Consider the following 24056-nt stretch of genomic DNA (forward strand, 5'->3'; position numbering starts at 1 on the left):
GCGCCGCGCGGCATTCCCCGCTTAACCGCTGAGTATCTTACGCGTCCGGGCGCGCGCTGTGCAGACCGGCCCGGACTTTAATTCATCTTCATGTCGGCGGCCGGGTCAGGTCCACACAAAATGGACTAGCATGGGCGGCAATGCGTTCCCCGTTGCCCCGCGCCGTGCTCAACCGACTGGAAACCGGACGGCTGGTGGTACTGAGCGTGCTGCTGGGCGCACTTGTGGGGGGCCTGTGCATTGTGCTGCGCCTCACGCTGGACGTGCTGATCACGTTCGGCGCGCGCCTCACGGATTACGCGCCGCCCGGCACGACTGGCGAGGGGGGGCTGATGATGGCGTTCGGTGCGCTGGCCCACTGGAGCCTGATCAGTCTGCCGGTGATCGGCGCGGCGTGCGCGGTCCTGATTCCCGCAGCGCACGGCGATCCGCTGACGCAGCTGGTGCGCGGCTACCACGCCCGCGGGCAGTGGACGCCAGTGCCGGCGCAGCTGCGCACGCTGGGGGCCACGCTTCTGGGCAACGCCGCCGGACTGATGATCGGGCGGGACTCGGCGTTCACGATGACCGGTCAGCTCGGCGCCCGCCTGATGCAGCGCGTGACGAGGCTGGACGCCGTGGAACTGAGGACCCTCACCCTGGCCGGCGCCGCGGCGGGCCTGGGCGCGGTGCTGCACGCGCCCCTGGCGGCCGCCGTGCTCATCGCCGAGGTGCTGTACCGCCGCTTCGAGTTCGAGTTCGAAATTGTGATGCCGTGTCTGCTGGCAGCGGTGGCCGGGACCGCCGTGTACGGCCTGGCCTTCGGGTTCACGCCCCTGCTCACCTTCCCGGACGTGCAGGTGCCGGCAGGCGCGCAGCTGCCGGCGTTCCTGGGCGTGGCGCTCACGGCGACGCTGCTGGGCAGCCTGGTGCTGCTGGGACGGTCCGTCCTGGCCGACGGGGCCCTGACCGGCTGGGTGCGCGCGGCGTACGGCGCGGCGTTCGGTCTGGCAACAGCGGCGGTCGCCACGCTGGTCACCCCCGCCGTGCTGGGCGACGGGAGCGGCTGGGTGCAGCTGAGTGCGGCCGGCTTCGTCGGCGCCGAGGGGGCCGGCCAGGCGGCGTGGCGCTGGGTGCTTCTGGCGCTGGGCATGCACGTGGCCTTCGGAGGGGGGGTGCTGCCGTCTGTAGGCGTTGGTGGCCTGCTGGGCGCGGGGCTGGGCAGTCTGATGGGCGTGGATACCGCCGTGGCGACGATGGTGGGCGCCGCCGCGTTCCTGACGGTGACGCTGAACGTGCCTCTGGCCGCCACCCTCCTCACCGTCACGTGGGGCGGTGAGGCCCTGCTGCCCGTCACGTTGGCCGCAAGCGGACTGGCGCACCTGCTGAGCGGCACACGCGGCGTCGTGCCGGCGCAGGTGCAGGGGCGGCGGGACAGCGGTGTGCATGCCAGCAGCCCGGGGTGGCTGCCGGATACCGTGCGGTTCATTCCGCGGCGCGTGGCGGATTCTCCGGCTGTGCCGTTCGATGCGCCGGGCGAGCCGCCCCTGGATGCGGACGTGCTGCCCAGCCCGACGAACGAGCGTGAACTGTACCGCCGCGTCGTGCCGCCCAGCTGGCGCGGCGCGCGCCTGGGTGTGGTGACCCTGCCGCCGGGCGTGGATATCGTCGGCGTGGTCCGGGACGGTGCGGTCCGGCTGCCGCGGCCCGAGTACCGGCTGACCGCGAGTGACGAACTCGTCTTCTTGGCCCGGCCGGACGCGTACACCGCTCTGGAAGGGGTGTTGCGCCTGCCGGGCGCCTGACCGGAACCCAGAGGGTCAGCGCTGTTCGCGCAGCCCGCGCAGCAGCCGGAAACCCAGTGCGTCCAGCAGCACGAGCGTGACGAGGCTCGACAGGGCGCCGGGCCATTCACCGCGGCCGAACTGCAGCGCCACGCTGATCAGTCCGCCCACATTTACGCACATCAGGATCAGCACCAGCAGGCCGATCAGCATTCGCGGACTCCGGAACGGGAAGGTGACGGGATGACCATCTCCTCCCCACTGTAAGGGCAGACTGTGAGACATGCTCCGCCGTGCGTTCCCCGTCCTGCCTGCGCTGCTGCTGTGCGGTGTGCTGAGCAGCTGCCTGCCGGCCCCGCGTGGACCGGAGCTGTCGGCGCTGAGCGTCACGGCGCCCGGGTCGCCGTGGACTCCGGCGGACCTGCTGGACCGCTCGCTGCTGCCCGCGGAGCGCGTGCTGCCGTTGGAAGAAGCAATCCGGCGAGCGCCGGTCGGGAGTGTCATCGTTGCCTGCTGGACGCGGGGCTCACCGTGGGGGCAGTGCACGCATGTGACCCGCAAAATCGACGAGGCGCACCTGACCGAGGAAACCGGCGCCCTGGGGGTCGGAGCGACCCAGCGGCCCCTGACGAGCCTGCTCGTGCGGGACCTTGTCCTTGTGCTGGACGTGGGGGTCCGCGGAGTGCATCTGCCGGCCCTCCGGGCCGAGGCGGCCCGCCTGCAGGGGGCTCCCTATCTGCTGAATGGGCAGGGGAACGCGTTTGACTGCGCGACCTACCAGAACGCCCTTCAGCGCGCGGCGGGCCTGCCGGATGCCGTGCCGTTCGACACCCGGTGGGGAGCTTACCTGCCGCTGGGGGCGCTGCTGGTGCCCACCACCTCGTTGCTGTGGGCGGGCGTCTCGGCGCGGGTGCGGGTCCGTGTGCAGCGCAGCCAGGCGGGGTCTCACGGGACCTTATCCGGCTCTTCAGACGGTACGGGGTGACCCAATCGGCCGGGGCCGGTGCATGGCACGGTGTCGACATGACTCAGAGCCACGAGGACAGCGTTCGTAAGATCGGGCAGATCATCAAGGGTGTGAAATTCGCGATGCTGACCGTTATCACCGACGACGGGCACCTGCACGCCCACCCGATGACCACCCAGCAGTTCGAGTTTGACGGTGACCTGTGGTTCATCGGGGGCCGGGACACGGGGCAGGTGGCCGCCATGCGGGCCCGGCCACAGGTGAATGTCAGTTACAGTCAGCCGGACAAGGGCCTGTACGTCAGTGTGAACGGCACGGCGCAGCTCGTGGAGGACCGCGCAAAACTGGATGAACTGTGGAGTGACTTCTATAAGGCGTATTTCCCGGAAGGCAAGGATGACCCGAACGTGCAGCTGATCCGGATTGAGGCGCACGGGGCCGAGTACTGGGAGAGCGACGGCAAGGTCCGCAACCTGATTCAGCTGGCGCGCGGTCTGGTCACCGGGCAGCATGCCCACCAGGGAGAAAACGAGACTGTGAAACTCTGACGGGCCGGGCAGATTACAGAGACAGCGAGGCGCCCCGAACTGGGGCGCCTCGCGTTCCTGGATTTACTTCAGGTCTTTCAGGACGGCCTGCGTGAGGTCCACGGCCGTCTTGTTGGCATACACGACCAGGCTGGTCTGCGCCGCCACGTTCTCGTCGAGCACGATCGTGTACCCGTTGGCTTTAGCCACCTTGGCCACGGACGCATTGACTTTGCTGGCCAGGGGTTTGAACGCCGCTTCGATCTGCCTGGTGTACTCGGTGCGGCTGGCGGCGTAGGCCTGCTGCGCCTTGGTGAGCGCGCTCTTGTCGGCGGCGGTGCCGCGGGCCGCTTTGGCCGCCAGGGTCTGAATGGCGGCCGCCCTGGCTTTCAGGTCAGCTGTGGCCTTGGTGTTCAGGTCGAGGTACGTTTTGCTGCCGGCCATGCCCTTCACGACGCTCTGCACGTTCACGATGCCGACGCGGCTGCGGGTCTGCTGGGCGTGCGGAACCGTGGCCAGCAGGGCCAGGGGAAGAAGAAGAAGTGCTTTGTTCATGGGGCCTCCAGGCGTGAATGCGGCTGGCCCTGTCCCTGTGGTGGGGGCGCCAGGCCAGCCGTCAGGAGGGGTTACTTGATGGCTTTGACGACGGCGTCCGTGATTTCGGCGCTGGTGTCCGCGTAGATCACGAGGCCACTTTTCGCCGCGACGCCCTTGTCCATCACGATGCTGAAGCCGTTGGCCTTGGCGACGCTGCCGACAGCCGTGTCCACGGCACTTTCGACCGCCGTGATTTTCGGGTCGAGCTGCTTGTCGTATTCCGCGGCTTTGGCCTGGATGGTTTTCACGAGGGCGTCACGGTTCTGCTTCTCGGCGGCGGAGGCGCTGGCGCCCTTGGCGTCAATGGCCTTGACCTGTTTGTCAAGCGCGGCAAGTTCGGCGTCGGCCTTGGCCTGAATGGCCTTGATGTCCTTGTCGTTGGGATGCGCGGCGAGGAGTTTGGAGACGTCCACGAAACCCACCTTCTGCGGGGTGGTCTGGGCGTGCGGGGCTACCATTCCGAGGCCGAACGCGGTTGCGAGGGCCAGAGGTGCGATGACTTTGGAGCTGATCTTCATGAGGGGCAAGCTAGCATGCTCGTTTCTGAGCCGAATGAAGCGTGGTCCATGCGTCACACATCCAGAATCAGCGTCGCGTCAGGGAGCACGGCAGTCTGAACCGATCGCCTAGACTGAGTGCCATGCATGTACGCGACTGGATGACCCGTTCGCCTGTGACCGTCACCCCTGACACGCCAGTCATGGACGCCCTGAGGATTCTCAAGGAAGGCGGGTTCCGCCGCCTGCCGGTGGTGGAGGACGGCCGCCTGGTGGGTATCACGACCCGCAAGGATCTCAAGGACGCCATGCCCAGCAAGGCCACGACCCTGAGTGTGTGGGAACTGAACTACCTGCTGAGCAAGCTGACGGTGGAGGAAATGATGGCGCGCCCGGTCATCACGGCGGCCGAGGGTGAGTACATGGAGGACGCGGCGCTGCGGATGCAGGAGCATCACGTGGGGGGCCTTCCGGTTCTGAACGACGCGGGGATCCTGACCGGGATCATCACGACCATGGATGTCCTGCGGGCCTTCACGGGCATTCTGGGCATGCGCGAAGGCGGCATGCGCCTGACCCTGGACATGCCGGACGTTCCCGGCAGCCTGGAGCGCGCCACGGGTGCAATTCTGCCCAGTAACATCATTTCCGTGGCCACCTTCGGCGGGGAGAACGGTCGGCGCCGCTTCGTGATGCGCGTCAATGGGGACGGCGTGCGGGACGTGCGGCGGCGCGTTCAGGCGGCCGGCATCGACGTCCTCGATTGACCTGGAAGGGAGGGCTCCCGCTGTTCGCCGGAGCCCTCCCTTCCTTCCTGCGGTTACAGCAGGCTGAGGGCGTACTCGCCCATCAGGCGCGGGATGTTCACGCCGGTGGTGCTGACGGAGTTCTTGAACTCCATGGTGTGGTTGATCTCGATGACCAGCAGCCCCCCCCAGTCGTTCTGACGGCCGGGGTCCTCGACAAGGTCGATGGCGACAATCTGACCGTGGACCGCAGCGGCGGCGCGGGTGGCGAGGTCCGCGATCTCGGGCGTGACGGGGCAGTTGCTGGCCTTGGCGCCGCGGGCAGTGTTGGTGATCCAGTGCTCACTGGTGCGGTAGATCGCGCCGATGCACTGTCCGCCGATCACGAAAGCGCGGATGTCCCGCTGGGGCTTGTTGATGAGTTCCTGAACGTAGAAGATGCCGTGCTGCGGACCGCCCAGGACCTCCTTGTGCTCGATGACGGCCTCTGCGGCGGCGCGGTCGTTCAGGCGGCTGACCATGCGTCCCCAGGAGCCCACGGTGGGTTTCAGGACCACGGGGTAGCCCATCGCCTCGATCAGGGTGAGGGCTGTCTCGCCGTCGAAGGCAACGCCGGTGCGGGGTGTCGGAAGACCCGCCGCGTGCAGGGCCGCGTTCGTGGCGAGCTTGTCGCCGCACAGTTCGATGACCTGCGCGGGGTTGATGACCTTCACGCCGAAGCCTTCGAGGGCGCGGGTCACGGCGTGACCGCGGCTCTGGCTGACGCAGCGTTCAATGGCGACCTTCCAGGGCACCTGGGTCTGGCCGCGCTCGTCGAAGGTGAGGTTGAGCTGCGGGGTGTACACCTTGTCGTAGGCCACCCCGAGAGCGTCGAGCGCCTCGAAGAGCATTTTCTCGTCGGGGCGGATGCGGTCGTACAGAACGGCGAGGTCAGCCATGCTGGTGTACCTGGGGGTGAAGCGGCGGACGGTCAGGCTTGGGGGACACCCCAGCCTGACCGCCGCGTGGCCGCTTTACTCGCCCCAGTCCTCCGCTTCCTGCGGGGCTGCCTCGAGGCGGGGGGGGTCGATGGACACGACCTCGTATTCCACGCCGGTTTCGTCGTCAATGACGAGTTCGCCGAGTTCGGGGTTGGTCAGCTCGATGGTCGCTCCGGTATCAGGGTTTTCAAATTGAACGGTAGGCATAGTCACTCCTTGCGTTTGTTAGGTTATCGGATTGATTGATTTACGAACGATATTGTCTAGGCAGATTCGTCGTCAGCGAGCTCAAGTTCAAACTTCACCTGGCAATGCGGACAGGTCATCAGGGTCACCTCCACCCCATCCGCGCTGCGGACCACCGGCGACGCCGCCAGCATCTCCGCCGTCACCTCAAACTCCTCGTCACAGTTCGGACAGGTCGTCATGGCGCCCAGCAGTTCCAGCTCGAACTCCTCGCCTCCCTCATTGCGCGTCACTTCCATCTCGCTGTGGCACGACGCGCACACAATCACGTCGCCGACCAGCAACTCCGCGCGGTCCTCATCGGTCAGTTCAAGCACTTCCGCACATACCGGGCAGTCAATCTCCAGGGTCGCCATGCGCTCAGTTTAGGCACTCTCTCCCGGGAACCGCCCGTACTTCTTGAAGAACGCCAGAATGCTTCCCTCTGCCAGCGCTTCCCGCAGGAACTCCGGTGGGGGCGGCAGTTGCACCGTACCGCCCCCGTACGTCAGCACGCCCGTGTTCACGTCCAGTGACACTTCATCCCCGTCCTGAAGGAGCCCGGTCAGGTCGTACTCAAAGGCAGGAATGCCCAGATTCAGGAGGTTCCGGTAGTGAATGCGCGCGAAGGAGGGCGCCACAATCGCGCCGATCCTCAGTTTCTTCAGGGCCTGCGGCGCGTACTCGCGGCTGCTGCCCAGCCCCCAGTTGCGCCCTCCGATCAGCACGTCCCCCGGCGCCACGGCCGCGGCAAACTCCGGGCGGATGTAATGAAACGCGAAGGTCTGAAAGACGTCCTCTCCCGCCATAAACGGCGCAAACTTGCCTGGCAGGATGTCGTCCGTGTTGACGCTGTCACCAAATTTCCAGATTCTGGGCATCACGTGCCTCCTTGAAGAAAGTTGAACGATGTTCAGTGCTGGCCAGTCACCGGCCTGGTCGCTCCCGGCCCAGGGACAACAACCCACCCCGCCGGTTTCCGCTGACCAAAACTGCGCCACGGGGCTTCACCGGTACCCGCGACCGCAGCCCGTTCGGTTCAGAGGGCCGCCACGTCTGCGGGGAGGGACACGCGGCCCATCACGGCAGTCGCCGCAGCCACAGCGGGGGACGCCAAGTAGATCCGGGCGTCCTTGTCGCCCATACGGCCGATGAAGTTCCGGTTGCTGGTGCTCACGCACACCTCCCCGGGGGCCAGCACGCCCTGATGGCGCCCCATGCACGGCCCGCACCCGGGCGTGCCCAGCACCGCCCCGGCACGCTGCAGGATGAGCAGCGTGCCGTCTGCCATGGCCTGTTCCATCACTTCGCTGCTGGCCGGAATCACCAGCAGGCGCGTACCGGGGGCCACGCGGTGCCCGCGCAGCACGTTCGCGGCCTCGTGCAGGTCCTCAATGCGGCCGTTCGTGCAGGTGCCGATGAACACCTGATCCACGGGCGTGTCACGCAGCTGTTCGCGCAGGTCCGCGACGTCATGAACGTTGTCTACCTCGCTGGGCGCACTCATGCGGGGGTTCAGGGCCGTCAGATCGATCTCGATGGCCTGGACGTAGGTGGCGCCCTCGTCCGGGTACACCCAGGCGGGCACGTCGTAACCGTAGGCGGTGAGAATCTCACCGCCCGGCACGACCAGTCCGGCCTTCGCGCCGGCTTCCACGCAGAGATTCGCCAGGGTCATGCGTTCCCCCCGCGTGAATCGGTCTCCGGCGTGCATCTCGATGCTCTGGTAGGTGGCGCCGTCCGCGCCGAGCCGCCGGATCATTTCCAGTGCGACGTCCTTGGCACTCACGCCGCTCCTCAGCTCGCCGGTGAAGGTGACCTTGACACTGTCGGGCACCTTCAGCCACGTCTTGCCACTTGCGGCGGCCAGCGCGATATCGGTGGCGCCCATGCCGCTGCCGAACGCGGCCACCGCGCCGTAGGTGGTGGAGTGACTGTCGCTGCCCAGCACGATCCAGCCGGGGCGGGCGAGGCCTTCTTCCATCAGCACCTGATGGCAGATGCCGCGGCCCACGTCGAACAGCCGCACGCCGGTCCGGGCCGCGTACTCGCGGGCTTCCTTCTGGGCCTGGGCGACACTGACGGTGCTGGCGGGCGCCACGTGGTCAATGACAATACTGACGCGCTCGGGGTATTTGGGGGTGGCGTTCAGGTCCCGCTGCATGCGTTCGATGAAGCTCTGGGCGATGGAGTCGACCACCATGACCTGGTCGACCTCGACCACGGCGAGGTCGCCTGCGTATACCGTCTGGGTTCCGCGGTGGGTCAGTATTTTTTCCGCCATGGTCTGGGGGCGGGGAGAAGCTGCTGTCATACCCTTCATGATGCCGCATCTCACGCCCCGCGGTGTGAGATTGAATGGATTTCGTGCAGAATACTTATCAAATGCAAGCATCTCGGATGCGTGGCGCCGGATCCCAGACGCCATCTGCGTTCCCTACTGGTCCCACCCACATCATTTCATCCCACTGTGCCCTTCCCCAGAGAAAAGGGTGAAGGTCCGCCCCATGACGTTCCCCTGACAGTCCCGCTGGACCGGGTGTCATGATGCACACCCATGAGCGGACCGGCCTCCCGCCCGCACCACACGCCGCCTCCCCTGGGCCGCGCCCTGGCGGCCGAAGCGTTAGGCACCTTCGTCCTGACTGCGGCCCGCACAGGCGCCGCGCGCCTCGCCGAGACCGGCCTGCTGCCGGAACCCGCCGCGCACGCCCTCCCACCCGGCCTGGTGATCCTCACCCTGATCTTCACGCTGGGCGACGTCTCCGGCGCGCACTTCAACCCGGCCGTGACCCTCGCGTTCGCCCTGCGCCGCGCGTTCCTCTGGGCACGCGCCCTGCCCTACCTGGCCGCCCAGGTGGGCGGCGCCGTGCTCGCCGCAGCCCTGCTGACCACGTTCATGCCCCTGCCCACCCCCACGGAACGCCTTCCGGCCGGCGGCGCCGCCCTGCTGGAGATCGCGTGTACGTGCCTGCTGGTCACCGTGGTGCTCTCCACTGCGCACCGCAACGACACGCTCAAGCCCGTGATGGGCATGATCGTGGGGTCCACCGTGGCCCTGGATCACTTCGTCTCCCACCCGGTGGCGGCCGTAAGCATGAATCCTGCCAGAAGCTTCGGGCCGGCCCTGCTCGCAGGGCACCTCAGCGGCAGCTGGCCGCACCTGCTCGCCCCGTTGGGCGGCGCACTTCTCGCCGTCGGGCTCGTCACCCTGCTGCGCGGCCGCGCGAATACACAGGAGTGCGAGGCGGCCCAGGGCAAGGCCAGCAGCGCCTGAGCAGCACGAAGACCGCGCCCGGCGCGACGGCGCGGGACGCGGCCTGCCCGTCACCTCAGATCGCGAGGCCCTGTGCGTGCGCGCTCACGTCGCGGCTTTCGTACTGACCGGGCGGCAGGCCGATGCTGGGCGTGTTCGCCTCGAATTCGTCACTCCAGCCCACGTCCTCGAGTGCTTTCTTCCACGCGCCGATACTCTCGTTGCGGTAGATGCGGTACGCGGCCAGGCCGACCTCCGGCCCGCCGCGGGCAATCACGCTCTCCACCCACGCCCATTTGGCAGACACGTTCCGCAGCTCGGCGGTGGTGCGCAGCTCCTTCTGAATCCGCTTCATGCGTTTCTCGATGGTCTGCACGCCCGCAAAGGGATCCGCGAAGTGAGGCGTGTGCCGTTTCGGCACGAACGGGCTGATCCCCAGCGCGATCCGGTTGATCTTCGCCAGGTCCTTCGTGAACGAGATCAGTTCAGTGATGTCGTCATCCGTTTCCGGACCCAGGCCGATCATCATGTACACCTTCACGCCCTTGAACCCCAGGTCGCGGCTGATGTGCGCGGTCTTGATCAGATCCTCGGTGGTGATGCCCTTTTTCAGCCAGCGGCGCAGGCGCTCGCTGGGCGCGTCGCTGGCGACCGTGAAGGTCCGCAGCCCGCCCGCCTTGAGAATCTCAGCCAGTTCGGCGTCCACAGTGTCTGCACGGATCGAGCTGACCCCCAGCTTGACGCCCCGGTCCGTGAGGGTGCGGCCCACGAACTTCGTGTGCGGGAAGTCACTCAGCGCCGCGCCCACCAGCCCGACCTTCTCCACCCAGTCCGGAATCACGTCCAGCAGTTCCTGCGCCTGGTTGTTGCGGTTCGGGCCGTACATGGTCCGCGCAAGGCAGAACGTGCAGGGCCGCGGGCAGCCGCGCTGCGCTTCGACGAGGAACATGTTGCTCAGTTCGCTGTGCGGCGTGACGATCTGGCTGTACGCCGGCAGAAGTTCCTTCGGGGCAGTGGCCCACTTCGGTTCGTGCGTGTGCCGGGCCGGCAGGAAGATGCCGGGCATGCCGTCGATCAGGTCGTAGAAGTCCTCGCGGGACGTCGCCTCGCGCAGCGCCTCGCTGACAACCGGAACGATCTGCTCGCCGTCCCCGATCACGATGATGTCCGCAAAGGGCGTCAGCGGGTAGGGGTTGCTGCTGGTGAAGGGGCCGCCGATCATGACGAGCGGGTCAGTCTCGTCGCGTTCTTCGCGCAGGGGCCGCATGCCGGCAACGTCAAGCGTGCGGATGATGTTCGTGAGATCGAGCTCGAATGAGACGCTCAGAGCGAACAGTTCACAGTCGCCTGCGTCCCGGCCGCTCTCCACGGTCGGCAGAGCCTGACTGGTGCGTTCGAACGCCTCGACATCATCGGGCAGGAAGGCGCGTTCGCAGGCGACGCCCTCTTCCTGGTTGAACATGCGGTAGATCACCTGGTAGCCCAGGGACGCCATACCCACGGAGTACCGGTTCGGGAAGGCGAGGGTGACGCGGATCGGGGCCTGTTTGGTGATGGTGCCGGTCTCAGCGTCCAGCAGGGGTTTCATGGTAGTGCGCCAGTAACTCAAGGGTCCTCCGGGGAAGCGGCCCGCGCCGGAGGGAGCCTGAGCGGTTCATCAGCCTGCGGCTGGGGCTCAGGGGGCGGCGCGCGTCACAATCTGCAATTCTACCGGATTTCGTTCCTTGAACTGAAGTACGCCTCACGGAAGAAGAGTACATTAGTGAAAGCTTTCACTATAAATCTTACGCGTGAAACTTTTACCTCTTAGATTATAGGCAGGGTGCTGGCTTCGAAGATCCGGAGACTCGTCCCAACCGGACATACCAGCACCCGGTCCCGGCGGGTACAACCAGCGCAGGGACACCAGGAACAGACCCCGCACGGGGGCGGTACGAGGAACCCCATGGCGCCCACGCCCAGCCGCAACCACCGTTGATCCACACCTTCGCAGTACCGAAGTTCACGGGAGCGGCGACCGGGTTCCGTCTGTTCCCGCTGCTCTGCTTCCAGGTCATGCCGCACAGCACGTTCAATGGACCATTCGGTCGCCGGCGGCTCCCGCTACAGCGGCACGGCGTTCAGGCGCCGCGCGCAAGTGTGGCGTGCTCCTCGCGCGTGAGCTCATCGGGAACCAGGTGGGTGGGGGCGCCGTACGTCTGCCACCAGCGGCTGCCGATGCGGTGCGTGAGACGTAAAGTGATCCAGCCCATCCATGCGGCCGTACAGGCGCCACACGCTGCCGATGACCTCAAGCGCTTCGGGGCCGTGCTGGAGGCCGGGGTCGTCAGCGGGTGCGGGCAGGGGCTCGCGGATGGGTTTTCGCGCTCCCGTTCTCCCCAGAGCTGCCACAGGCGGCGCACGACCGGACCGTTGCGCCAGGCATGCACGGCGGTGAAGGTGAGGGGGCGGCCCAGCAACGCCCGGCTGTGGGCGATGTACACGAGGTTATGCAGCTGCATCTGCGTCAGGCTGCGGCGTTCCTTGCCGGCCAGGCGGATGAATTCGTTGGCGATCACTTCGGCCGGGTACCCGGCGCGCCGCTCGGTGAAGTCTGCGGTTGCTGCCGTCCCCTTCCTTGTGCTTACTGCGGAACACATGCCAGCCGGAGCCGGTCAGTCCAATCGGCCCAGAAAGGCGTGGGTGACGTACGTCAGCGTGACCTTTCCCCTCTCGGCGTGGTGGTCGAAGGCGAGGTCCAGTTCCGCCTGCAGGGCCGGGAAGGCCGGCGCGTCCGGCGCAGGCAGGTAACTTACGCTGCCTGCCAGGGCGTGAAGGCGCTCCCGCGAGAGCGCGTTGCGCTGCTCGAACAGCCGCGTCTGGAACCCTCCAGGCAGGAGGCCCGGCAGTTGATCTTCCGGGACGCGGGTCGCGAGGGGCGGGGCGTCCTGCTCCGTGAACGCCCGGACCACCTCCCCATACACCCGGTTGAAGGGCGTGTCCGCGCCGCGCCAGTCGTTCCACACCAGCAGCACCTGTCCGCCGGGCCGCAGGACGCGCCGGAACTCCAGGACCGTGCGGGGCGGATCGAACCAGTGTGCCGCCTGCGCCGCCGTGATCAGGTTCACGCTCGCGCCAGGCAACCCGGTGGCTTCCGAGGTGCCGGCCTGCACCGTGAGGCGCCCGGCGGCCTGCTCGTCTGGAAACGCGGCGGCGAGGTGCGTGCGCATCTCCGGGTTCGGTTCCACAGCAGTGACCGTGGCCCCTTCATGGAGCAGCAGGCGGGTGAACAGGCCCGTGCCGGCACCGATGTCTGCGACACCGGCGCCCAGCAGACCGTCGTTCCTCAGCCAAGTGCCGAGTTCAGGCGGGTACCCGGGCCGCGCAGCGGCGTAGGCACCGGCGCGGCCCAGGAAGCGGTCCGGGTTCGACAGGGGCGTGCGGAGATCGCTCATACCCTGAGGATAGGGGCACGGCCGGGTCAGACGTCCAGAGGTTCGGGGACCGGATCGGGCGCCGGGTGCGTAGCCGCGGGCGCCGGCGGGCGGACCGGCTCTTCGTGCAGGGGCGTGGGCACAGGGGCGCGGGTCACGGGGGTGTGCGGACGCACGGGGGCGGTGGGTCGCCACGCGCTGGCCACAAAGTAGACCGCACCGGACAGCAGGCCCGTGAGCATCAGGAACCACAGCAGTCGCCCCAGCACCCCGGCGGCCCCCACAATAAACACGCCCAGCCCGGTCAGCAGCTGCCCCAGCAGCCACACGGCGCCCAGGGCCGTGACGGCCAGCAGCACCACGCCCGCCAGGGCCAGCAGGAGTCGCGTCATGGCAGGCAGTCTAGAGCATTCACCTGGCCCCGCCTGAACACAGCGTGGACGGGCGTGGGGCGTGCCGTACCCTGGCGGGCGTGAACAGAGTGGAGACCGAGCTTCTCGTGGTGGGCGGCGGCGTGGCCGGAGCGTACGCTGCCCTCACGGCCCGCAGTTACGGCGCGGACGTGATCCTGGCCTGCAAGACACCTCTGACGGGTGGCTCGACCCGCTGGGCGCAGGGCGGCATTGCCGCGCCCCTGGCGCCAGGGGATGAAGACGCGCACGCGCAGGACACCCTCAAGGCGGGCCGGGGCCTGTGCGAACCGGACGCTGTACACGCCTTTGTGCGCGACGCGCGGTCCCACGTGGAGACCCTGCGTGACCTGGGGGTGGCATTCTCACCGCACGTGACGCTCGAAGGCGGCCACAGCCGCGCCCGCATCCGGCACACCGGGGACGCCACCGGCCACGCCATCAGCGCCGCGCTGAGTGGCGCCCTCCAGGCCGCCCGCAGCCCCGCGCTGACCCTGCTCGAGGGGGCGTTCGTGCGGAACCTGCGCGTGGCAGGGGGTGCGGTGGTGGGCGCCGACGTCCTCACCCGGAACGGACCGGTGCAGGTGCGGGCCGGCGCGGTGCTGCTGGCCACCGGAGGGTTCGGGCAGCTGTACCCGGTCACCACCGCGCCCCCTGAAGGTACCGGGGACGGCCTGGGCCTGGCCTGGCAGGCGGGCGCGGCGCTGCGGGACCTGGAGTTCGTGCAGTTTCACCCGACGGCGGTGGTGCACGACGGCACCGCCCACCTCGTCACCGAGGCCGCGCGGGGCGAGGGGGGGCAGCTGCTCAATGCCCGGGGCGAGCGGTTCATGCAGCGGTACGACCCGGCGCTGGAACTGGCGCCGCGGGACGTGGTGGCGCGCGCCATCGCTGCGGAAATCGCCGCCACGGGCCGCGTGGACCTGGACTTGCGGCACCTCGGCGCGACGTTCGTCCGCCAGCGCTTCCCGACCGTGACTGCGTCGCTGGCGCGGCTGGGCCTGGACCTGGGCCGCGATCTGATTCCGGTCCAGCCGGCCGTGCATTACACCATGGGGGGCGTGCAGACCGACGTGCAGGGCCGGACCACCGTTCCGGGCCTGTATGCGGCGGGTGAGGTCGCGTCGAGCGGACTGCACGGCGCGAACCGCCTGGCGAGCAACAGTCTGTCGGAGGGCCTGGTGTTCGGCGCCCGCGCCGCCCGCGCCGCCCTGTCTGTCCTGAAGGTCCCTCCGGCCTGCACGGACGGGCTGCCGGCCCCGGTGACAGATCCGGCGGCCCTCCCGGCACTGCGGGCGGTGGTGGCTCAGGCGGCGGGCCTGCAACGGAACGCGGCGGGCCTGCGGGCTGCCCTGGCCGCCTGGGCTTGGCCGGCCGCCACAACCGGGTGCCGGGCGGCGCTGGAGGCCGGGCACCTTGCGGTTATTGGAGAGCTGCTGCTGCGCTCGGCGCTGGCCCGCGAGGAGTCCCGGGGCGGGCATCACCGCACGGAACACGCGTGGGAGGGCGCAGTCGCGGCCCACTCGGTCCTGGTACCGGGGGTCGGGGGCCGCATTCAGAGCGTGCCGGTGAGTCCGGCTGTGCTAGGGTTCACCGCGTGATTTCCCGCACAATCCCCTGCACCGTGCCCGGGCGGACGTCATGCTGAGCCTGGATGACCGCCTGCGCGCCGCTCTTGCCGAGGACGTCGGCCGCGGCGACGCCACCACCCTCGCCACGATTCCCCCGGATCAGGCGGCGCACGCCGAGGTGCTCCTGAAGGAACCGGGGGTCCTGAGCGGCCTGAGCGTCGCCGAACGCGTGTTCACCCTGGTTGACCCTGCCGTGCAGGTCACCTGGACCGCCCGGGACGGCGAGACCCGGCCCGGCGGACCCATCGGCACGCTGCGCGGCCCGGCCCGCAGTCTCCTGACCGGCGAGCGGCTCGCCCTGAATCTTCTGCAGCGCCTCAGCGGGGTGGCCACGCACACCCGCCGCCACGTGGACGCCCTGGGCACCGGCCGGACCCGGGTGCTGGACACCCGCAAAACCACGCCCCTGTGGCGCGACCTGGAAAAACAGGCGGTGCGGCACGGCGGAGGCCTGAACCACCGCGCCGGCCTGGACGACGGCATCCTGATCAAGGACAACCACGTGGCCGCCGCCGGGGGCATTGCCGAGGCGATCACCCGCGCGCGTGAGGCCGCGTACCTCCTGAAGATCGAGTGCGAGGTCCCGGATCTCGCGGGCCTGGAGACCGCGCTGCGGGCCGGTGCGGACCGCGTGCTCCTGGACAACATGAACGACAGCCTGCTGGCGCAGGCCGTGGCGCTGCGCGACCGGCTGGCGCCGCACGTCACCCTGGAAGCCAGCGGCAACATGACCCTGGCCCGCCTGCCCCGGGTGGCGGCCAGCGGCGTCGATTACGTGAGTGTCGGCGCCCTGACGCATTCCGCACCCGCACTGGACATCAGCCTGAACTTCACGCCCCTGCCCGAGGAGCAACCATGACGAACCGTGAACCGACCCCTGTCGTGCCGCGCCCCCAGGTGCCGCACCGCGACCTGCTGCAACTGGAGGTGCTGACCGACGAGACGCAGCTTCGTGCGGACATCACGCGCCTGCGTCTGGAGAGAAATGCCGTGATCCTGGCGCACAACTACCAGCGGCCCGAAGTGCAGCAGATCGCGGACTTCGTGGGCGATTCGCTCGGCCTGTCGCGGCAGGCGGCCACCACCGACGCGGACGTGATCGTGTTCGCGGGCGTGCATTTCATGGCGGAGACCGCTGCCATCCTCAACCCAGGGAAGACGGTGCTGCTGCCCGACCTGCGCGCAGGCTGCTCGCTGGCCGACACGCTCACCGCGCAGGGCATCCGGGACTGGAAGGCGCGGCACCCCGGCGGCCTGGTGGTGACGTACGTGAACACCACCGCAGACGTGAAAGCCGAATCCGACTACTGCGTCACCAGCGGTAACGCCGTGCAGGTCGTTGAGAGCCTCCCGCCGGGCGTGCCGGTCCTGTTCGCTCCGGACCGCTTCCTGGCGGCGCACGTCATTCGGGTGACCGGCCGGCAGATGGACGTCTGGGACGGGGCGTGTCACGTGCACGAAGCGATCCGCCCGGAGGACGTGCAGGGCCAGCAGGCCGCGCACCCGGACGCCGAGCTGCTGATTCACCCGGAGTGCGGCTGCTCCAGCAGGATCCTGAATGCCATTCCGGACTTGCAGCTGTACTCCACGGAAGGCATGATTCACCGCGCCCGGGCCAGTGCCGCGCAGGAGTTCATTGTCGTGACCGAAACCGGGATGGTCACGCGGCTGCAGCGCGACGTGCCCGGCAAGACCTTCATTCCTGTGAGCCGCGCCGCGTGCTGCGAGTACATGAAGATGATTACGCTGGAGAACATCCGCGACAGCCTGCTCACCCTTCAGCCGCGCGTCACCGTTCCGGACGCGATTCGCGAGCAGGCCCTGAAACCCATTGAGCGCATGCTCGCCATCGGGTAGAGCCGGGAGGCGTGCAGGGACCACGGATCAGACCCGGGTCCCTGCACGCCATTCACCGGGCCGGGGGGAGGTCCGCCCCTATGCCAGCAGGTCGCGCACGGTGCCGCGCAGGCGCTCAGCCAGCGGGAACTGCAGGTACCCTTCCAGGGTCGCGCGGTCCGGCCTGGCCCCGAGGCCCAGGTCGAACAGCTCACCCAGCGTGGGTGACCCGGCGGGCGCGGACGCCACGCTGACCGGGTCGCCCGCCCCAAGCGTGCCGCTGGTCAGCACCCGCAGGTACGCGCCCGGCCGCCGCCCCTGCGCAAAGCGCCTGACAAAAGTGTCATCCTGCAGGCGCGCGGCGAGCGTAGCGCACGGAATGCGGGGCGCGGTCACCTCCAGCGTCACGTTGCCGTCCGGCCCATGCACGGTCAGACGGTCCCCGACACGCAGCGCGGCGGAGTCCAGACCGCTGAGCACCAGGTTCTCCCCAAACGTGCCCGGAACCGGCAGCGCACCAAAATAGTCGGCCCAGCAGGCATAATCGGGAACTGTGTACGCGTACACCGCCTGGTCCGGGCCGCCGTGGTACTGGCGGTTCAGGACGTGATCGCCGTCCAGGCCAGCCGGGGTGACCGGCACGCGCAAAGGCACGGCACGCTTGTCGATGCCGGTCACGGTCTCGCGTGTCCCGACAGACAGGGCGGCAGGCTGACCGACACACACGGCCGTGAGGAGAAGCTGCATGCCGGCAGCGTAGCAGCCGACGTGACGGGCGTCCTCGTGTGCGGCGCGCCGGTGTGCTGGAATGCGGAGCGTGACTGCGCCCGCCCACCGCCCTGATCCTGCCCTGGCCGAATCCGGCCGCGTGCCGACCCTGGCTGTTCTGTGCACCCTGTTCATGCTGACCGTCCTGCCGTCCCTTGCGGGTCTGGTGCAGGGGCAGATGACCGGCACGGCGCGGCAGCTCGTGTATGCCTGCGGCACGGCGTTCCTGCTGCACATGGTGTGGCGCGGCAGCATCTGGGCGTGGCGCCTGACCATCAGTTTCGGAATGCTGGCCGGCCTGCTGGTGTTCGTGGTGGGCATGCTGGCCGGCAGCGCGTCCTGGCGCGGCTGGCTGGTCAGTGCCGCGGGCGTCGGGTACCTGCTGCTGTGCACGGCCCTTGTGGGCACACCCGGCATCCGCGCGTTCCTGGATGCCCGCTGGGCGCAGCGCAGCGGGCGCCACGGCGGCCGGAGACAGCCGTGAGCGGCGAGCGGCGCTTCACGGTGCAGGGCACGAACAACGCGTTCACGTGTGGACACTGCGGCGCGCCAGTGCAGCCGCTGCGTAACGGCTCGGTTCGCAACCACTGCCCGGTGTGCCTGCACAGCAAGCACGTGGACGTGCTGCCCGGCGACCGGGCCTGCGACTGTCACGGCCTGATGGAACCCGTGGAGGTCGACCAGAGCGGCAAGAAGGGCTGGGTGATCGTGCACCGCTGCCAGCGCTGCGGGTTCACGGGCCGTAACCGCGCCGCGCTGGACGACCCGGACCAGCCCGACGACTGGAACGCCCTGGTCGCCCTCAGCGCCCGCCGGCGGGACTGACCACCCGAGGTTGGACGGCCCGCCCGGACCGGAAGAGGCAGCACGGTATCCTGCCGGGTATGGCTTTGTGGCTTCTGTTTGGTTTCATTCTGCTCAGCGCGACCCTCATTCTGGCCTTGACGTTCGGACCGCTGCGCGCCGCCGGAAACGTGCAGGCCATCCGCATGGTGGCCTTCGTGCAGTACGCCGCGGCGCTGCTGCTGCTGGGTGCCCGCCTGGCCGGGAAAGCGTGAGCGCCGGCGTGCACACCCTGGACCTGAACTTCCAGGGAACGCCCGGCGTGATCGCCGTGAGTGTGTTCGACACCGGAGACGGACTGGCCGTCGTGGATCCCGGACCGGGCAGCACCCTGGCCACCCTCAAGGCCGGGCTCAACGCCCTCGGCGCTGGGCTCGCAGACGTCCGGCACGTGCTGCTGACGCACATCCACTTCGATCATGCGGGCGCGGCCGGCACGCTCCTCACGCAGGTACCGGCCGCCCGCGCCTACGTGCACGAGCGCGGCGCCGCCCACCTCACCCGCCCGGAACGGCTCGTGGCGAGCGCCACCCAGATCTACGGAGATCAGATGGACCGCCTGTGGGGCGCCATGACGCCCGTCGCCCCGGACCGCCTCCTCCCCCTGAGCGGCGGCGAGACACTCCGCCTGGGCAACCGGGACGTGCAGGTGCACTACACACCCGGACACGCGGTGCATCACGTGTCCTACCACGCCGGGGACGACCTCTTCCTGGGGGACGTGGGCGGCATCCGCCTGGACGCCGACCAGACCCCCCGCGCCCCCACCCCCCCGCCCGACATCAACCTGAGCGCGTGGCGGGACAGCCTGGACCGCCTGGAACAGCTCCCCGCCCGCACGCTCCACCTCACGCACTTCGGCGCGTACCCCAACACCCCCGCGCACTGGGCGGGCCTGAGAACCACCATGACCGTCGACGCGCAACGTATCCTCACCGGCCTGGACGCCGGACAAGACCCGGAGGCCCTGACCGCCGCCTTCACTGGAGACCTCATGCGCGACCTGCACGCTGAACACCCCGACCTGCCCGCCCGCTACGAGTTCGCCTGCCCCCCCTGGATGAGCGTTCAGGGCCTCATCCGCTACTGGCGGCGCGAAGCGGCCCGCGGAGAACAGCGCTGATGCGGGTTCTCGTGATTGGCGGCGGCGGCCGCGAGCACGCCATCGTACACGCCTGCGCCCGGGCAGGCCATGAGGTGCTGTGCACGCCCGGCAACCCCGGCATCGCGCAGATCGCGCGCATCATTCCGTCTGCACAGGACGCGGCAAGTCTCGCCCGGCTGGCCCAGCAGGAAAGCGCAGACGTGGTCATCGTGGGTCCCGAAGCGTACCTGGCCGCCGGAGTCGTGGACGAGTGCGCGGTCCTCGGCATTCCGGCGTTCGGACCCACCCGCGCCGCCAGCCGCCTGGAAGGCGACAAGGCCTGGAGCAAAGCATTCATGCACCGCCACGGCATTCCCACAGCCGCGCACCACACATTCAGCAGAATGGACGACGCGCGCACCCACGTGCAGCGGCTCACGCCACCCATCGTGGTCAAGGACGCCGGCCTGAAAGCCGGAAAAGGCGTCACCATCGCCCACACCACCCAGGACGCCGAGGCCGCGCTGCTCGATATCTTCACGCAGGACGGCGCGCAGGCCGTCATCGAGGACTTCATGACCGGTCATGAAGTCACCGTGCTGGCCCTGACAGACGGAGAACGCTACGCCCTGACCCCCCCCAGCCAGGACCACAAGACCATCAACGAGGGCGACACAGGCCCCATGACCGGCGGCATGGGCGTCATCTGCCCCTTCCCGCTCAGCGACGAGCAGCTCAGCACCATCCGCCAGACCATCATCGAACCTACCCTGCGCGGCATGCGCGCAGACGGCCACCCGTTCCAGGGTGTGCTGTACGCCGGCCTCATGCTCACCCCCAACGGCCCGAAAGTCGTGGAGTTCAACGCCCGCTTCGGCGACCCGGAAGCCGAGGCGGTGCTGCCTCTGCTCGACAGTGATCTTGCCCAGCACGCCCTGGACGCCGCCCGCGGCACCCTGAACCCCACAGACGTTCAGTTCCGCACCGCCGCCAGTGCCACGATCATCCTCGCAGCGCCCGGCTACCCCGCTGAACCCCAGAAGGGCATTCCTCTGAGCCTCCCCGAACCAGGACCGGACGAGGTGATCTACCACGCAGGCACCACCGGCAGCCACGCGGGCCTCGTCAGCAGCGGCGGCCGCGTGCTGGCCATCACCGCCGTGGCGTCCACGCTGAACGCCGCGCTGGGCCGCGCGTACGCACTGGCAGAACGCACCGACTTCCCCGGCGCACAGCTCCGGCGTGACATCGGCGCGAGGATCGGCGCGGTACCCGACCCCGTTTGACCGCGGTACCCGCAGGCGCTACCATTCGCTCCGCACCCCCGCGCCGGTGTGGCGGAATGGTAGACGCACTCGACTCAAAATCGAGCGGGAAACCGTAGGGGTTCGAGTCCCCTCACCGGCACCACCTCGACCAGTTCCGTTTAGACGGAGCTGGTCCTTTTTGTCCATACTGGATGCCTGACCTGGCCCGCTGCCTTCCCGCGACTGGCTTCCCAGGGGCGCAGCGTGAGTATGGAAGTGACCTCTCCCCTTCGTGGTTGCCTTCGTCCGGGTACGACTCCCACCCTGCTCTAGATGCTGCCTGAGCCGGGTGACGTAGCCTCTCAGTTAAACCTTGCCGTAGCCGAGTGATCCAGGTGACGTGTGCAGAGTCCAAGAAGTAGTGCTTCACCAAGGCTGATCAGACGGCCGGTCTGCAGCCAGCCCTGTGCTGAATTCTCACGCGCCAACATAGGATCTCAAGGCGCGTCTCAGCCCCAAAGACGCTGGAAAAGTGTCTTTTGGCGTGTCAGCGAGCTGTAGCCGCCCTTCCTTAAGATGGAGTGATGCTTCATTGTCGTGCCGGAACACGCGTGAGGCGAGTGTTTATGCCGGGTACCCCCAGCGGGGCAGCATGCACGTGTCCATGACGCCTGTTTTATCTTGTCTTCATGTCAACACCGCTGGTGTATGTGACCGTAACAGACCTCAAGACCAATAGCCTGATTCGTCGACTGGGGCCCTATGCAGATGCAGGCGCTGCCCAGCGTGCCGTGCCAACATTCACCGGAGAGAACGTGACATGGAAACGCGGTCAGGACGCCTGGCTCGCTCAACAGCACCCACTTTCATACCACGTCCCAGCAGAAGTACACGGTTAAGTGCGGTGAGTCACCACGCACCCGTTCTATCAGAGAAATGCAGGCGTATTGGGGGTCTCAGAGTTTTTTCTGATCGTCCTATCTCAGGCTTCTTCTCCCTCTAAAGACTCGAAGCAGCTGCAATGCTTAAAAGGGTAAAGCAGTCTACTACAATGAGGAAAGCAGGATATGTTTTGCGCCTACGAATTGTAGTCCTGGATAACGGGTGAGTGGATTTTTTCGGGAGAAATAAATACTCCTGTGTCTTGGTCCTCTTGACTCATCCCTACGTTCTTACGATAAGAACGGCTGGATTTCAGATATTTTTGTTTAGGAATCATTTTTCACCAACTCTTGAGGTGGAAACTTTTCACGTTTTATTTGAGACAGTCTCGCTAAAGAGTGTCCTAACCTGACGGCCTGGATTGTCTCAGGGGCACTACGTTCGATCGTCGTAATGCGCGGACACTAATTTGGGCAGACCTGGAGCACACCCGGGGTAGGGTAAGGAATGGACGCAAACCGAGTCGCAATGGCAACAGCCGATCACCTGTTTCGGCTCTATATCATGATGTTCTCTGCGATCAGCACGAAAGAAGAATCGATTTCTTCAGCAGGTGCGGCTGTGGAGAGCTACCTGGTGGAGTGTGGCATGTCCCATCAGGAGGCTGTGCGACTTCGGGACGAGATTATGCTGTCGCACGGCAGTTGATCCATGAAATGCCCAGACGGCTGGGGCGTTCGTGGGGCTCATGTCGTTGGGCATGCTGAGCCTACAGCGACGAGGGATCTTCAATACCGGCGGGACTGGAAAGGGCTGCCCAGCGGACCGCTGGACAGCGCTGGTTACAGATCGAGACTTCTTTGGCCCTGACGGGATGCAGTTCCCGCGCCGCAAGGAAAGAATGAGAGCTTTCCGCATCAGGAAAAACCCCATGCTCGATGAACTGTATACAAGCGAAGGGCTCGCGAAATCGCCGGGCCGGTGCCGTCCCAGAAATGATGAACAAAACAGCTGTGTCTGGCGAGATCACTCGGGGGTCTGACGGCGACCACCCGCGGTTGACCTGAGCAAGATCGTTCAGGAACCCATTGATATCAGCTCCGCTGGTCCGTGGCCTGCTGCGGATTGAAGTTTGCCTCGCACGGCTGTGAACACCTTCAGATTGTCCTCCGCTGGCAACGTGCCCGAGCCTCCTTGCGGGACCATTTCTAGTACCAGAACGTTCAGCAAGCCAGCTTGCCGCCCATTGAAGACTTGGAGTGACGTGAGGAACTCCGGTTATGTAAAGCCGGCGCCTCTTTAGGGTGGTCGAGACGTGTCCCTATGTGCGGCAACAGGGTTCTGAGAGTGGCTCACAATGAACGTATGACGTGCCGAGAAGAAGTCCTGGCGGCTGCCCGCATTCTGACCCCGCAGCATGCAGACGGAACGTTTTCGGTTCAGGACATTGTGTCGGCCATGCGGCAGAAGGGCACCCTCCACCTGGATACGGTCATCCGGCGTCACGTGAACATGGAGATGTGCGCGAATGCGACGGGTGCGCGGGCCGGGAAGTATAAGGACCTGGAGCGTGTCGCGCGAGGTCGCTACCGGTTGCTGCCGTGAAGGCGAGCCCGGCGATGCTCGCGAAAGCGTGAGTTGCGAGACCATCTCTATCAACATGTGGACCCTTTATCGTCGGTGGAAAGTGTCAGGTTTTTGCCCGCTGCTTTTGGAAGCCGGGCTCAACCGGGCTCGGTATTCACGACCGGCGCTGGGGGTTCATGGGCCGTGCATCCTGCGCCCTGGTTTCCTGGCCTTCCTCAGTGCTCCGGGTGGTGTCCCAGCCATTGACGGCGCGTCCCTGGACGTCACCCTCTCAAGGCTGTAGTCGTCAAGCTTTTATGGGTTGAAAGAACGTCTTGAGCTGGAGCGCCGCGGTGCTGGGCGGCGCTGAGGCCTGGCAGGACCATGACTTGATCTCCCCCGGTCTGAACGGGGAACCGCTGATGTTCTGGCGGATCGACGGTCATTGGCCTGCCCTGCGTGACAGTTGCGACGTCTCCCCTGTTCGGTTCCACAACCCGGGGCTAAGGTGTGCCTTCCTGGCCATCACCAGCGGCATGGATGTCCGCATGCTCGCCGAGCGCCTGGTTCATGCGGACATCACCCTGAAGGTCTGCGGTCAAGTGCTCACCAGGCGATGCCGCCGGGTCGCCAGCGGCCTGGGCAGTCTGCTCACCACCGCCGGGGAGATCTCCACGTCTCCTGCAACCCGGACAACCCTGGACAGCAGCTGATGAGCAAGCCTGCTGGGATACCACCGCGGCCCGGGAGTGGATGCGGCCGCGCCGACTGAGCATTGAGCAAGACTCTGTAGGGTTCGGGTTCCCTGACCGGTCCGC

Annotated in this window: 28 protein-coding genes and 1 tRNA gene; 16 read left to right on the top strand and 13 right to left on the bottom strand. The window is 67.3% G+C overall.

All coding sequences use genetic code 11. From position 1 onward, the window contains the following. The first annotated feature begins 140 nt into the window (after positions 1 to 140). A complete protein-coding gene (locus tag LAJ19_RS06335) occupies positions 141 to 1784 on the top strand; it encodes a chloride channel protein (protein WP_225477661.1) in 1644 nt (547 codons plus the stop codon). Positions 1785 to 1799: 15 nt separating this feature from the next. On the opposite strand, the gene LAJ19_RS06340 is transcribed toward LAJ19_RS06335, so the two are convergent. Next, entirely contained in the window at positions 1800 to 1976 is a 177-nt protein-coding gene (locus LAJ19_RS06340) for a hypothetical protein (RefSeq protein WP_225477663.1), read from the bottom strand. 70 nt (positions 1977 to 2046) lie between these two features. Here LAJ19_RS06340 and LAJ19_RS06345 point away from each other — a divergent pair, with 70 nt between their 5' ends. After that, positions 2047 to 2748: a hypothetical protein gene (locus LAJ19_RS06345; RefSeq protein ID WP_225477665.1), complete on the top strand. Its 702-nt coding sequence runs from the start codon at positions 2047 to 2049 to the stop codon at positions 2746 to 2748. Between the two features lie 38 nt (positions 2749 to 2786). Continuing rightward, positions 2787 to 3278, top strand: a complete 492-nt coding sequence (locus tag LAJ19_RS06350) for a pyridoxamine 5'-phosphate oxidase family protein (RefSeq protein ID WP_225477666.1) — start codon at positions 2787 to 2789, stop codon at positions 3276 to 3278. Positions 3279 to 3341: 63 nt separating this feature from the next. Here LAJ19_RS06350 and LAJ19_RS06355 read toward each other — a convergent pair whose 3' ends face one another. Continuing rightward, on the bottom strand, positions 3342 to 3812 hold the full coding sequence (locus tag LAJ19_RS06355; RefSeq protein WP_225477668.1) for an OmpH family outer membrane protein: 471 nt from the start codon (positions 3810 to 3812) through the stop codon (positions 3342 to 3344). A 71-nt stretch (positions 3813 to 3883) separates the two neighbouring features. After that, positions 3884 to 4372, bottom strand: coding sequence for an OmpH/Skp family outer membrane protein (locus LAJ19_RS06360; RefSeq protein WP_225477670.1), 489 nt, complete (start codon positions 4370 to 4372; stop codon positions 3884 to 3886). A gap of 122 nt (positions 4373 to 4494) precedes the next feature. Here LAJ19_RS06360 and LAJ19_RS06365 point away from each other — a divergent pair, with 122 nt between their 5' ends. Beyond that, positions 4495 to 5118, top strand: coding sequence for a CBS and ACT domain-containing protein (locus LAJ19_RS06365; RefSeq protein WP_225477672.1), 624 nt, complete (start codon positions 4495 to 4497; stop codon positions 5116 to 5118). A gap of 53 nt (positions 5119 to 5171) precedes the next feature. Here LAJ19_RS06365 and lysX read toward each other — a convergent pair whose 3' ends face one another. The 5 genes from lysX to LAJ19_RS06390 all read right to left on the bottom strand — a co-directional run bounded on the left by lysX (position 5172) and on the right by LAJ19_RS06390 (position 8625). After that, entirely contained in the window at positions 5172 to 6035 is an 864-nt protein-coding gene (gene lysX / locus LAJ19_RS06370; RefSeq protein ID WP_225477674.1) for a lysine biosynthesis protein LysX, read from the bottom strand. A gap of 75 nt (positions 6036 to 6110) precedes the next feature. Then, entirely contained in the window at positions 6111 to 6284 is a 174-nt protein-coding gene (lysW, locus tag LAJ19_RS06375) for a lysine biosynthesis protein LysW (protein WP_225477676.1), read from the bottom strand. A gap of 56 nt (positions 6285 to 6340) precedes the next feature. Further along, entirely contained in the window at positions 6341 to 6679 is a 339-nt protein-coding gene (locus LAJ19_RS06380; protein WP_225477678.1) for a hypothetical protein, read from the bottom strand. A gap of 9 nt (positions 6680 to 6688) precedes the next feature. Continuing rightward, positions 6689 to 7183, bottom strand: a complete 495-nt coding sequence (locus LAJ19_RS06385; RefSeq protein ID WP_225477680.1) for a LeuD/DmdB family oxidoreductase small subunit — start codon at positions 7181 to 7183, stop codon at positions 6689 to 6691. Between the two features lie 158 nt (positions 7184 to 7341). After that, entirely contained in the window at positions 7342 to 8625 is a 1284-nt protein-coding gene (locus LAJ19_RS06390) for a homoaconitate hydratase family protein (RefSeq protein WP_432804231.1), read from the bottom strand. A 234-nt stretch (positions 8626 to 8859) separates the two neighbouring features. Between LAJ19_RS06390 and LAJ19_RS06395 the strand changes: the two genes are divergently transcribed. Then, a complete protein-coding gene (locus LAJ19_RS06395) occupies positions 8860 to 9579 on the top strand; it encodes an MIP/aquaporin family protein (protein WP_225477683.1) in 720 nt (239 codons plus the stop codon). Between the two features lie 55 nt (positions 9580 to 9634). Here LAJ19_RS06395 and LAJ19_RS06400 read toward each other — a convergent pair whose 3' ends face one another. From LAJ19_RS06400 to LAJ19_RS06415, 4 genes are all read right to left on the bottom strand, one after another. Then, entirely contained in the window at positions 9635 to 11167 is a 1533-nt protein-coding gene (locus tag LAJ19_RS06400; RefSeq protein WP_225477684.1) for a B12-binding domain-containing radical SAM protein, read from the bottom strand. Between the two features lie 511 nt (positions 11168 to 11678). After that, positions 11679 to 12116, bottom strand: a complete 438-nt coding sequence (locus tag LAJ19_RS06405; RefSeq protein WP_225477686.1) for a Panacea domain-containing protein — start codon at positions 12114 to 12116, stop codon at positions 11679 to 11681. A 96-nt stretch (positions 12117 to 12212) separates the two neighbouring features. Continuing rightward, positions 12213 to 12992 (bottom strand): class I SAM-dependent methyltransferase, encoded by a 780-nt coding sequence (locus LAJ19_RS06410; RefSeq protein WP_225477687.1) that lies wholly within the window; start codon positions 12990 to 12992, stop codon positions 12213 to 12215. Positions 12993 to 13018: 26 nt separating this feature from the next. Then, complete coding sequence (locus LAJ19_RS06415) at positions 13019 to 13363, bottom strand: hypothetical protein (RefSeq protein ID WP_225477689.1); 345 nt, start codon at positions 13361 to 13363, stop codon at positions 13019 to 13021. Positions 13364 to 13443: 80 nt separating this feature from the next. On the opposite strand from LAJ19_RS06415, the gene nadB reads away from it, so the two are divergent. Genes nadB through nadA form a run of 3 tightly spaced genes read left to right on the top strand, consistent with a single transcriptional unit; the run spans position 13444 to position 16869 of the window. After that, positions 13444 to 14982, top strand: a complete 1539-nt coding sequence (gene nadB / locus LAJ19_RS06420) for an L-aspartate oxidase (protein ID WP_225477691.1) — start codon at positions 13444 to 13446, stop codon at positions 14980 to 14982. Between the two features lie 40 nt (positions 14983 to 15022). Next, complete coding sequence (gene nadC, locus LAJ19_RS06425; RefSeq protein ID WP_225477694.1) at positions 15023 to 15871, top strand: carboxylating nicotinate-nucleotide diphosphorylase; 849 nt, start codon at positions 15023 to 15025, stop codon at positions 15869 to 15871. Next, entirely contained in the window at positions 15868 to 16869 is a 1002-nt protein-coding gene (gene nadA / locus LAJ19_RS06430) for a quinolinate synthase NadA (protein WP_225477696.1), read from the top strand. Before nadC ends, nadA begins: the two co-directional genes overlap by 4 nt. Before the next feature lie 78 nt (positions 16870 to 16947). Here the strand turns inward: nadA and LAJ19_RS06435 are convergent, their stop codons facing one another. Further along, complete coding sequence (locus tag LAJ19_RS06435; protein ID WP_225477698.1) at positions 16948 to 17595, bottom strand: MOSC domain-containing protein; 648 nt, start codon at positions 17593 to 17595, stop codon at positions 16948 to 16950. Positions 17596 to 17656: 61 nt separating this feature from the next. Here LAJ19_RS06435 and LAJ19_RS06440 point away from each other — a divergent pair, with 61 nt between their 5' ends. The 8 genes from LAJ19_RS06440 (at position 17657) to LAJ19_RS06475 (ending at position 23951) form a co-directional block, all read left to right on the top strand. After that, entirely contained in the window at positions 17657 to 18100 is a 444-nt protein-coding gene (locus tag LAJ19_RS06440; protein WP_225477700.1) for a prominin family protein, read from the top strand. Then, positions 18097 to 18441, top strand: coding sequence for an RNHCP domain-containing protein (locus LAJ19_RS06445; protein WP_225477702.1), 345 nt, complete (start codon positions 18097 to 18099; stop codon positions 18439 to 18441). Before LAJ19_RS06440 ends, LAJ19_RS06445 begins: the two co-directional genes overlap by 4 nt. A 59-nt stretch (positions 18442 to 18500) precedes the next feature. Beyond that, positions 18501 to 18674, top strand: coding sequence for a hypothetical protein (locus tag LAJ19_RS06450; RefSeq protein WP_225477703.1), 174 nt, complete (start codon positions 18501 to 18503; stop codon positions 18672 to 18674). Next, positions 18671 to 19582: an MBL fold metallo-hydrolase gene (locus tag LAJ19_RS06455; RefSeq protein WP_225477704.1), complete on the top strand. Its 912-nt coding sequence runs from the start codon at positions 18671 to 18673 to the stop codon at positions 19580 to 19582. The genes LAJ19_RS06450 and LAJ19_RS06455 overlap by 4 nt, the downstream gene beginning before the upstream one ends. Then, positions 19582 to 20829 (top strand): phosphoribosylamine--glycine ligase, encoded by a 1248-nt coding sequence (purD, locus tag LAJ19_RS06460; protein ID WP_225477705.1) that lies wholly within the window; start codon positions 19582 to 19584, stop codon positions 20827 to 20829. Before LAJ19_RS06455 ends, purD begins: the two co-directional genes overlap by 1 nt. Before the next feature lie 42 nt (positions 20830 to 20871). Continuing rightward, positions 20872 to 20953, top strand: a tRNA-Leu gene (locus tag LAJ19_RS06465). Positions 20954 to 23037: 2084 nt separating this feature from the next. Further along, on the top strand, positions 23038 to 23277 hold the full coding sequence (locus LAJ19_RS06470) for a DUF7669 domain-containing protein (RefSeq protein ID WP_225477707.1): 240 nt from the start codon (positions 23038 to 23040) through the stop codon (positions 23275 to 23277). A 314-nt stretch (positions 23278 to 23591) separates the two neighbouring features. After that, positions 23592 to 23951 (top strand): hypothetical protein, encoded by a 360-nt coding sequence (locus LAJ19_RS06475; RefSeq protein WP_225477709.1) that lies wholly within the window; start codon positions 23592 to 23594, stop codon positions 23949 to 23951. Positions 23952 to 24056 lie beyond the last annotated feature (105 nt).

It is taken from the genome of Deinococcus taeanensis, from assembly GCF_020229735.1.
In the GTDB taxonomy this organism is placed as follows: domain Bacteria; phylum Deinococcota; class Deinococci; order Deinococcales; family Deinococcaceae; genus Deinococcus; species Deinococcus taeanensis.

What these genes read in the sequence shown, in the direction of transcription:
- LAJ19_RS06335 (WP_225477661.1), top strand. Translation starts at nt 141, where the DNA reads ATGCGTTCCCCGTTGCCCCGCGCCGTGCTCAACCGACTGGAAACCGGA.
- LAJ19_RS06340 (WP_225477663.1), bottom strand. Translation starts at nt 1,976, where the DNA reads ATGCTGATCGGCCTGCTGGTGCTGATCCTGATGTGCGTAAATGTGGGC.
- LAJ19_RS06345 (WP_225477665.1), top strand. Translation starts at nt 2,047, where the DNA reads ATGCTCCGCCGTGCGTTCCCCGTCCTGCCTGCGCTGCTGCTGTGCGGT.
- LAJ19_RS06350 (WP_225477666.1), top strand. Translation starts at nt 2,787, where the DNA reads ATGACTCAGAGCCACGAGGACAGCGTTCGTAAGATCGGGCAGATCATC.
- LAJ19_RS06355 (WP_225477668.1), bottom strand. Translation starts at nt 3,812, where the DNA reads ATGAACAAAGCACTTCTTCTTCTTCCCCTGGCCCTGCTGGCCACGGTT.
- LAJ19_RS06360 (WP_225477670.1), bottom strand. Translation starts at nt 4,372, where the DNA reads ATGAAGATCAGCTCCAAAGTCATCGCACCTCTGGCCCTCGCAACCGCG.
- LAJ19_RS06365 (WP_225477672.1), top strand. Translation starts at nt 4,495, where the DNA reads ATGCATGTACGCGACTGGATGACCCGTTCGCCTGTGACCGTCACCCCT.
- lysX (WP_225477674.1), bottom strand. Translation starts at nt 6,035, where the DNA reads ATGGCTGACCTCGCCGTTCTGTACGACCGCATCCGCCCCGACGAGAAA.
- lysW (WP_225477676.1), bottom strand. Translation starts at nt 6,284, where the DNA reads ATGCCTACCGTTCAATTTGAAAACCCTGATACCGGAGCGACCATCGAG.
- LAJ19_RS06380 (WP_225477678.1), bottom strand. Translation starts at nt 6,679, where the DNA reads ATGGCGACCCTGGAGATTGACTGCCCGGTATGTGCGGAAGTGCTTGAA.
- LAJ19_RS06385 (WP_225477680.1), bottom strand. Translation starts at nt 7,183, where the DNA reads ATGCCCAGAATCTGGAAATTTGGTGACAGCGTCAACACGGACGACATC.
- LAJ19_RS06390 (WP_432804231.1), bottom strand. Translation starts at nt 8,625, where the DNA reads ATGAAGGGTATGACAGCAGCTTCTCCCCGCCCCCAGACCATGGCGGAA.
- LAJ19_RS06395 (WP_225477683.1), top strand. Translation starts at nt 8,860, where the DNA reads ATGAGCGGACCGGCCTCCCGCCCGCACCACACGCCGCCTCCCCTGGGC.
- LAJ19_RS06410 (WP_225477687.1), bottom strand. Translation starts at nt 12,992, where the DNA reads ATGAGCGATCTCCGCACGCCCCTGTCGAACCCGGACCGCTTCCTGGGC.
- LAJ19_RS06415 (WP_225477689.1), bottom strand. Translation starts at nt 13,363, where the DNA reads ATGACGCGACTCCTGCTGGCCCTGGCGGGCGTGGTGCTGCTGGCCGTC.
- nadC (WP_225477694.1), top strand. Translation starts at nt 15,023, where the DNA reads ATGCTGAGCCTGGATGACCGCCTGCGCGCCGCTCTTGCCGAGGACGTC.
- nadA (WP_225477696.1), top strand. Translation starts at nt 15,868, where the DNA reads ATGACGAACCGTGAACCGACCCCTGTCGTGCCGCGCCCCCAGGTGCCG.
- LAJ19_RS06435 (WP_225477698.1), bottom strand. Translation starts at nt 17,595, where the DNA reads ATGCAGCTTCTCCTCACGGCCGTGTGTGTCGGTCAGCCTGCCGCCCTG.
- LAJ19_RS06440 (WP_225477700.1), top strand. Translation starts at nt 17,657, where the DNA reads ATGCGGAGCGTGACTGCGCCCGCCCACCGCCCTGATCCTGCCCTGGCC.
- LAJ19_RS06450 (WP_225477703.1), top strand. Translation starts at nt 18,501, where the DNA reads ATGGCTTTGTGGCTTCTGTTTGGTTTCATTCTGCTCAGCGCGACCCTC.
- purD (WP_225477705.1), top strand. Translation starts at nt 19,582, where the DNA reads ATGCGGGTTCTCGTGATTGGCGGCGGCGGCCGCGAGCACGCCATCGTA.
- LAJ19_RS06470 (WP_225477707.1), top strand. Translation starts at nt 23,038, where the DNA reads ATGACGTGCCGAGAAGAAGTCCTGGCGGCTGCCCGCATTCTGACCCCG.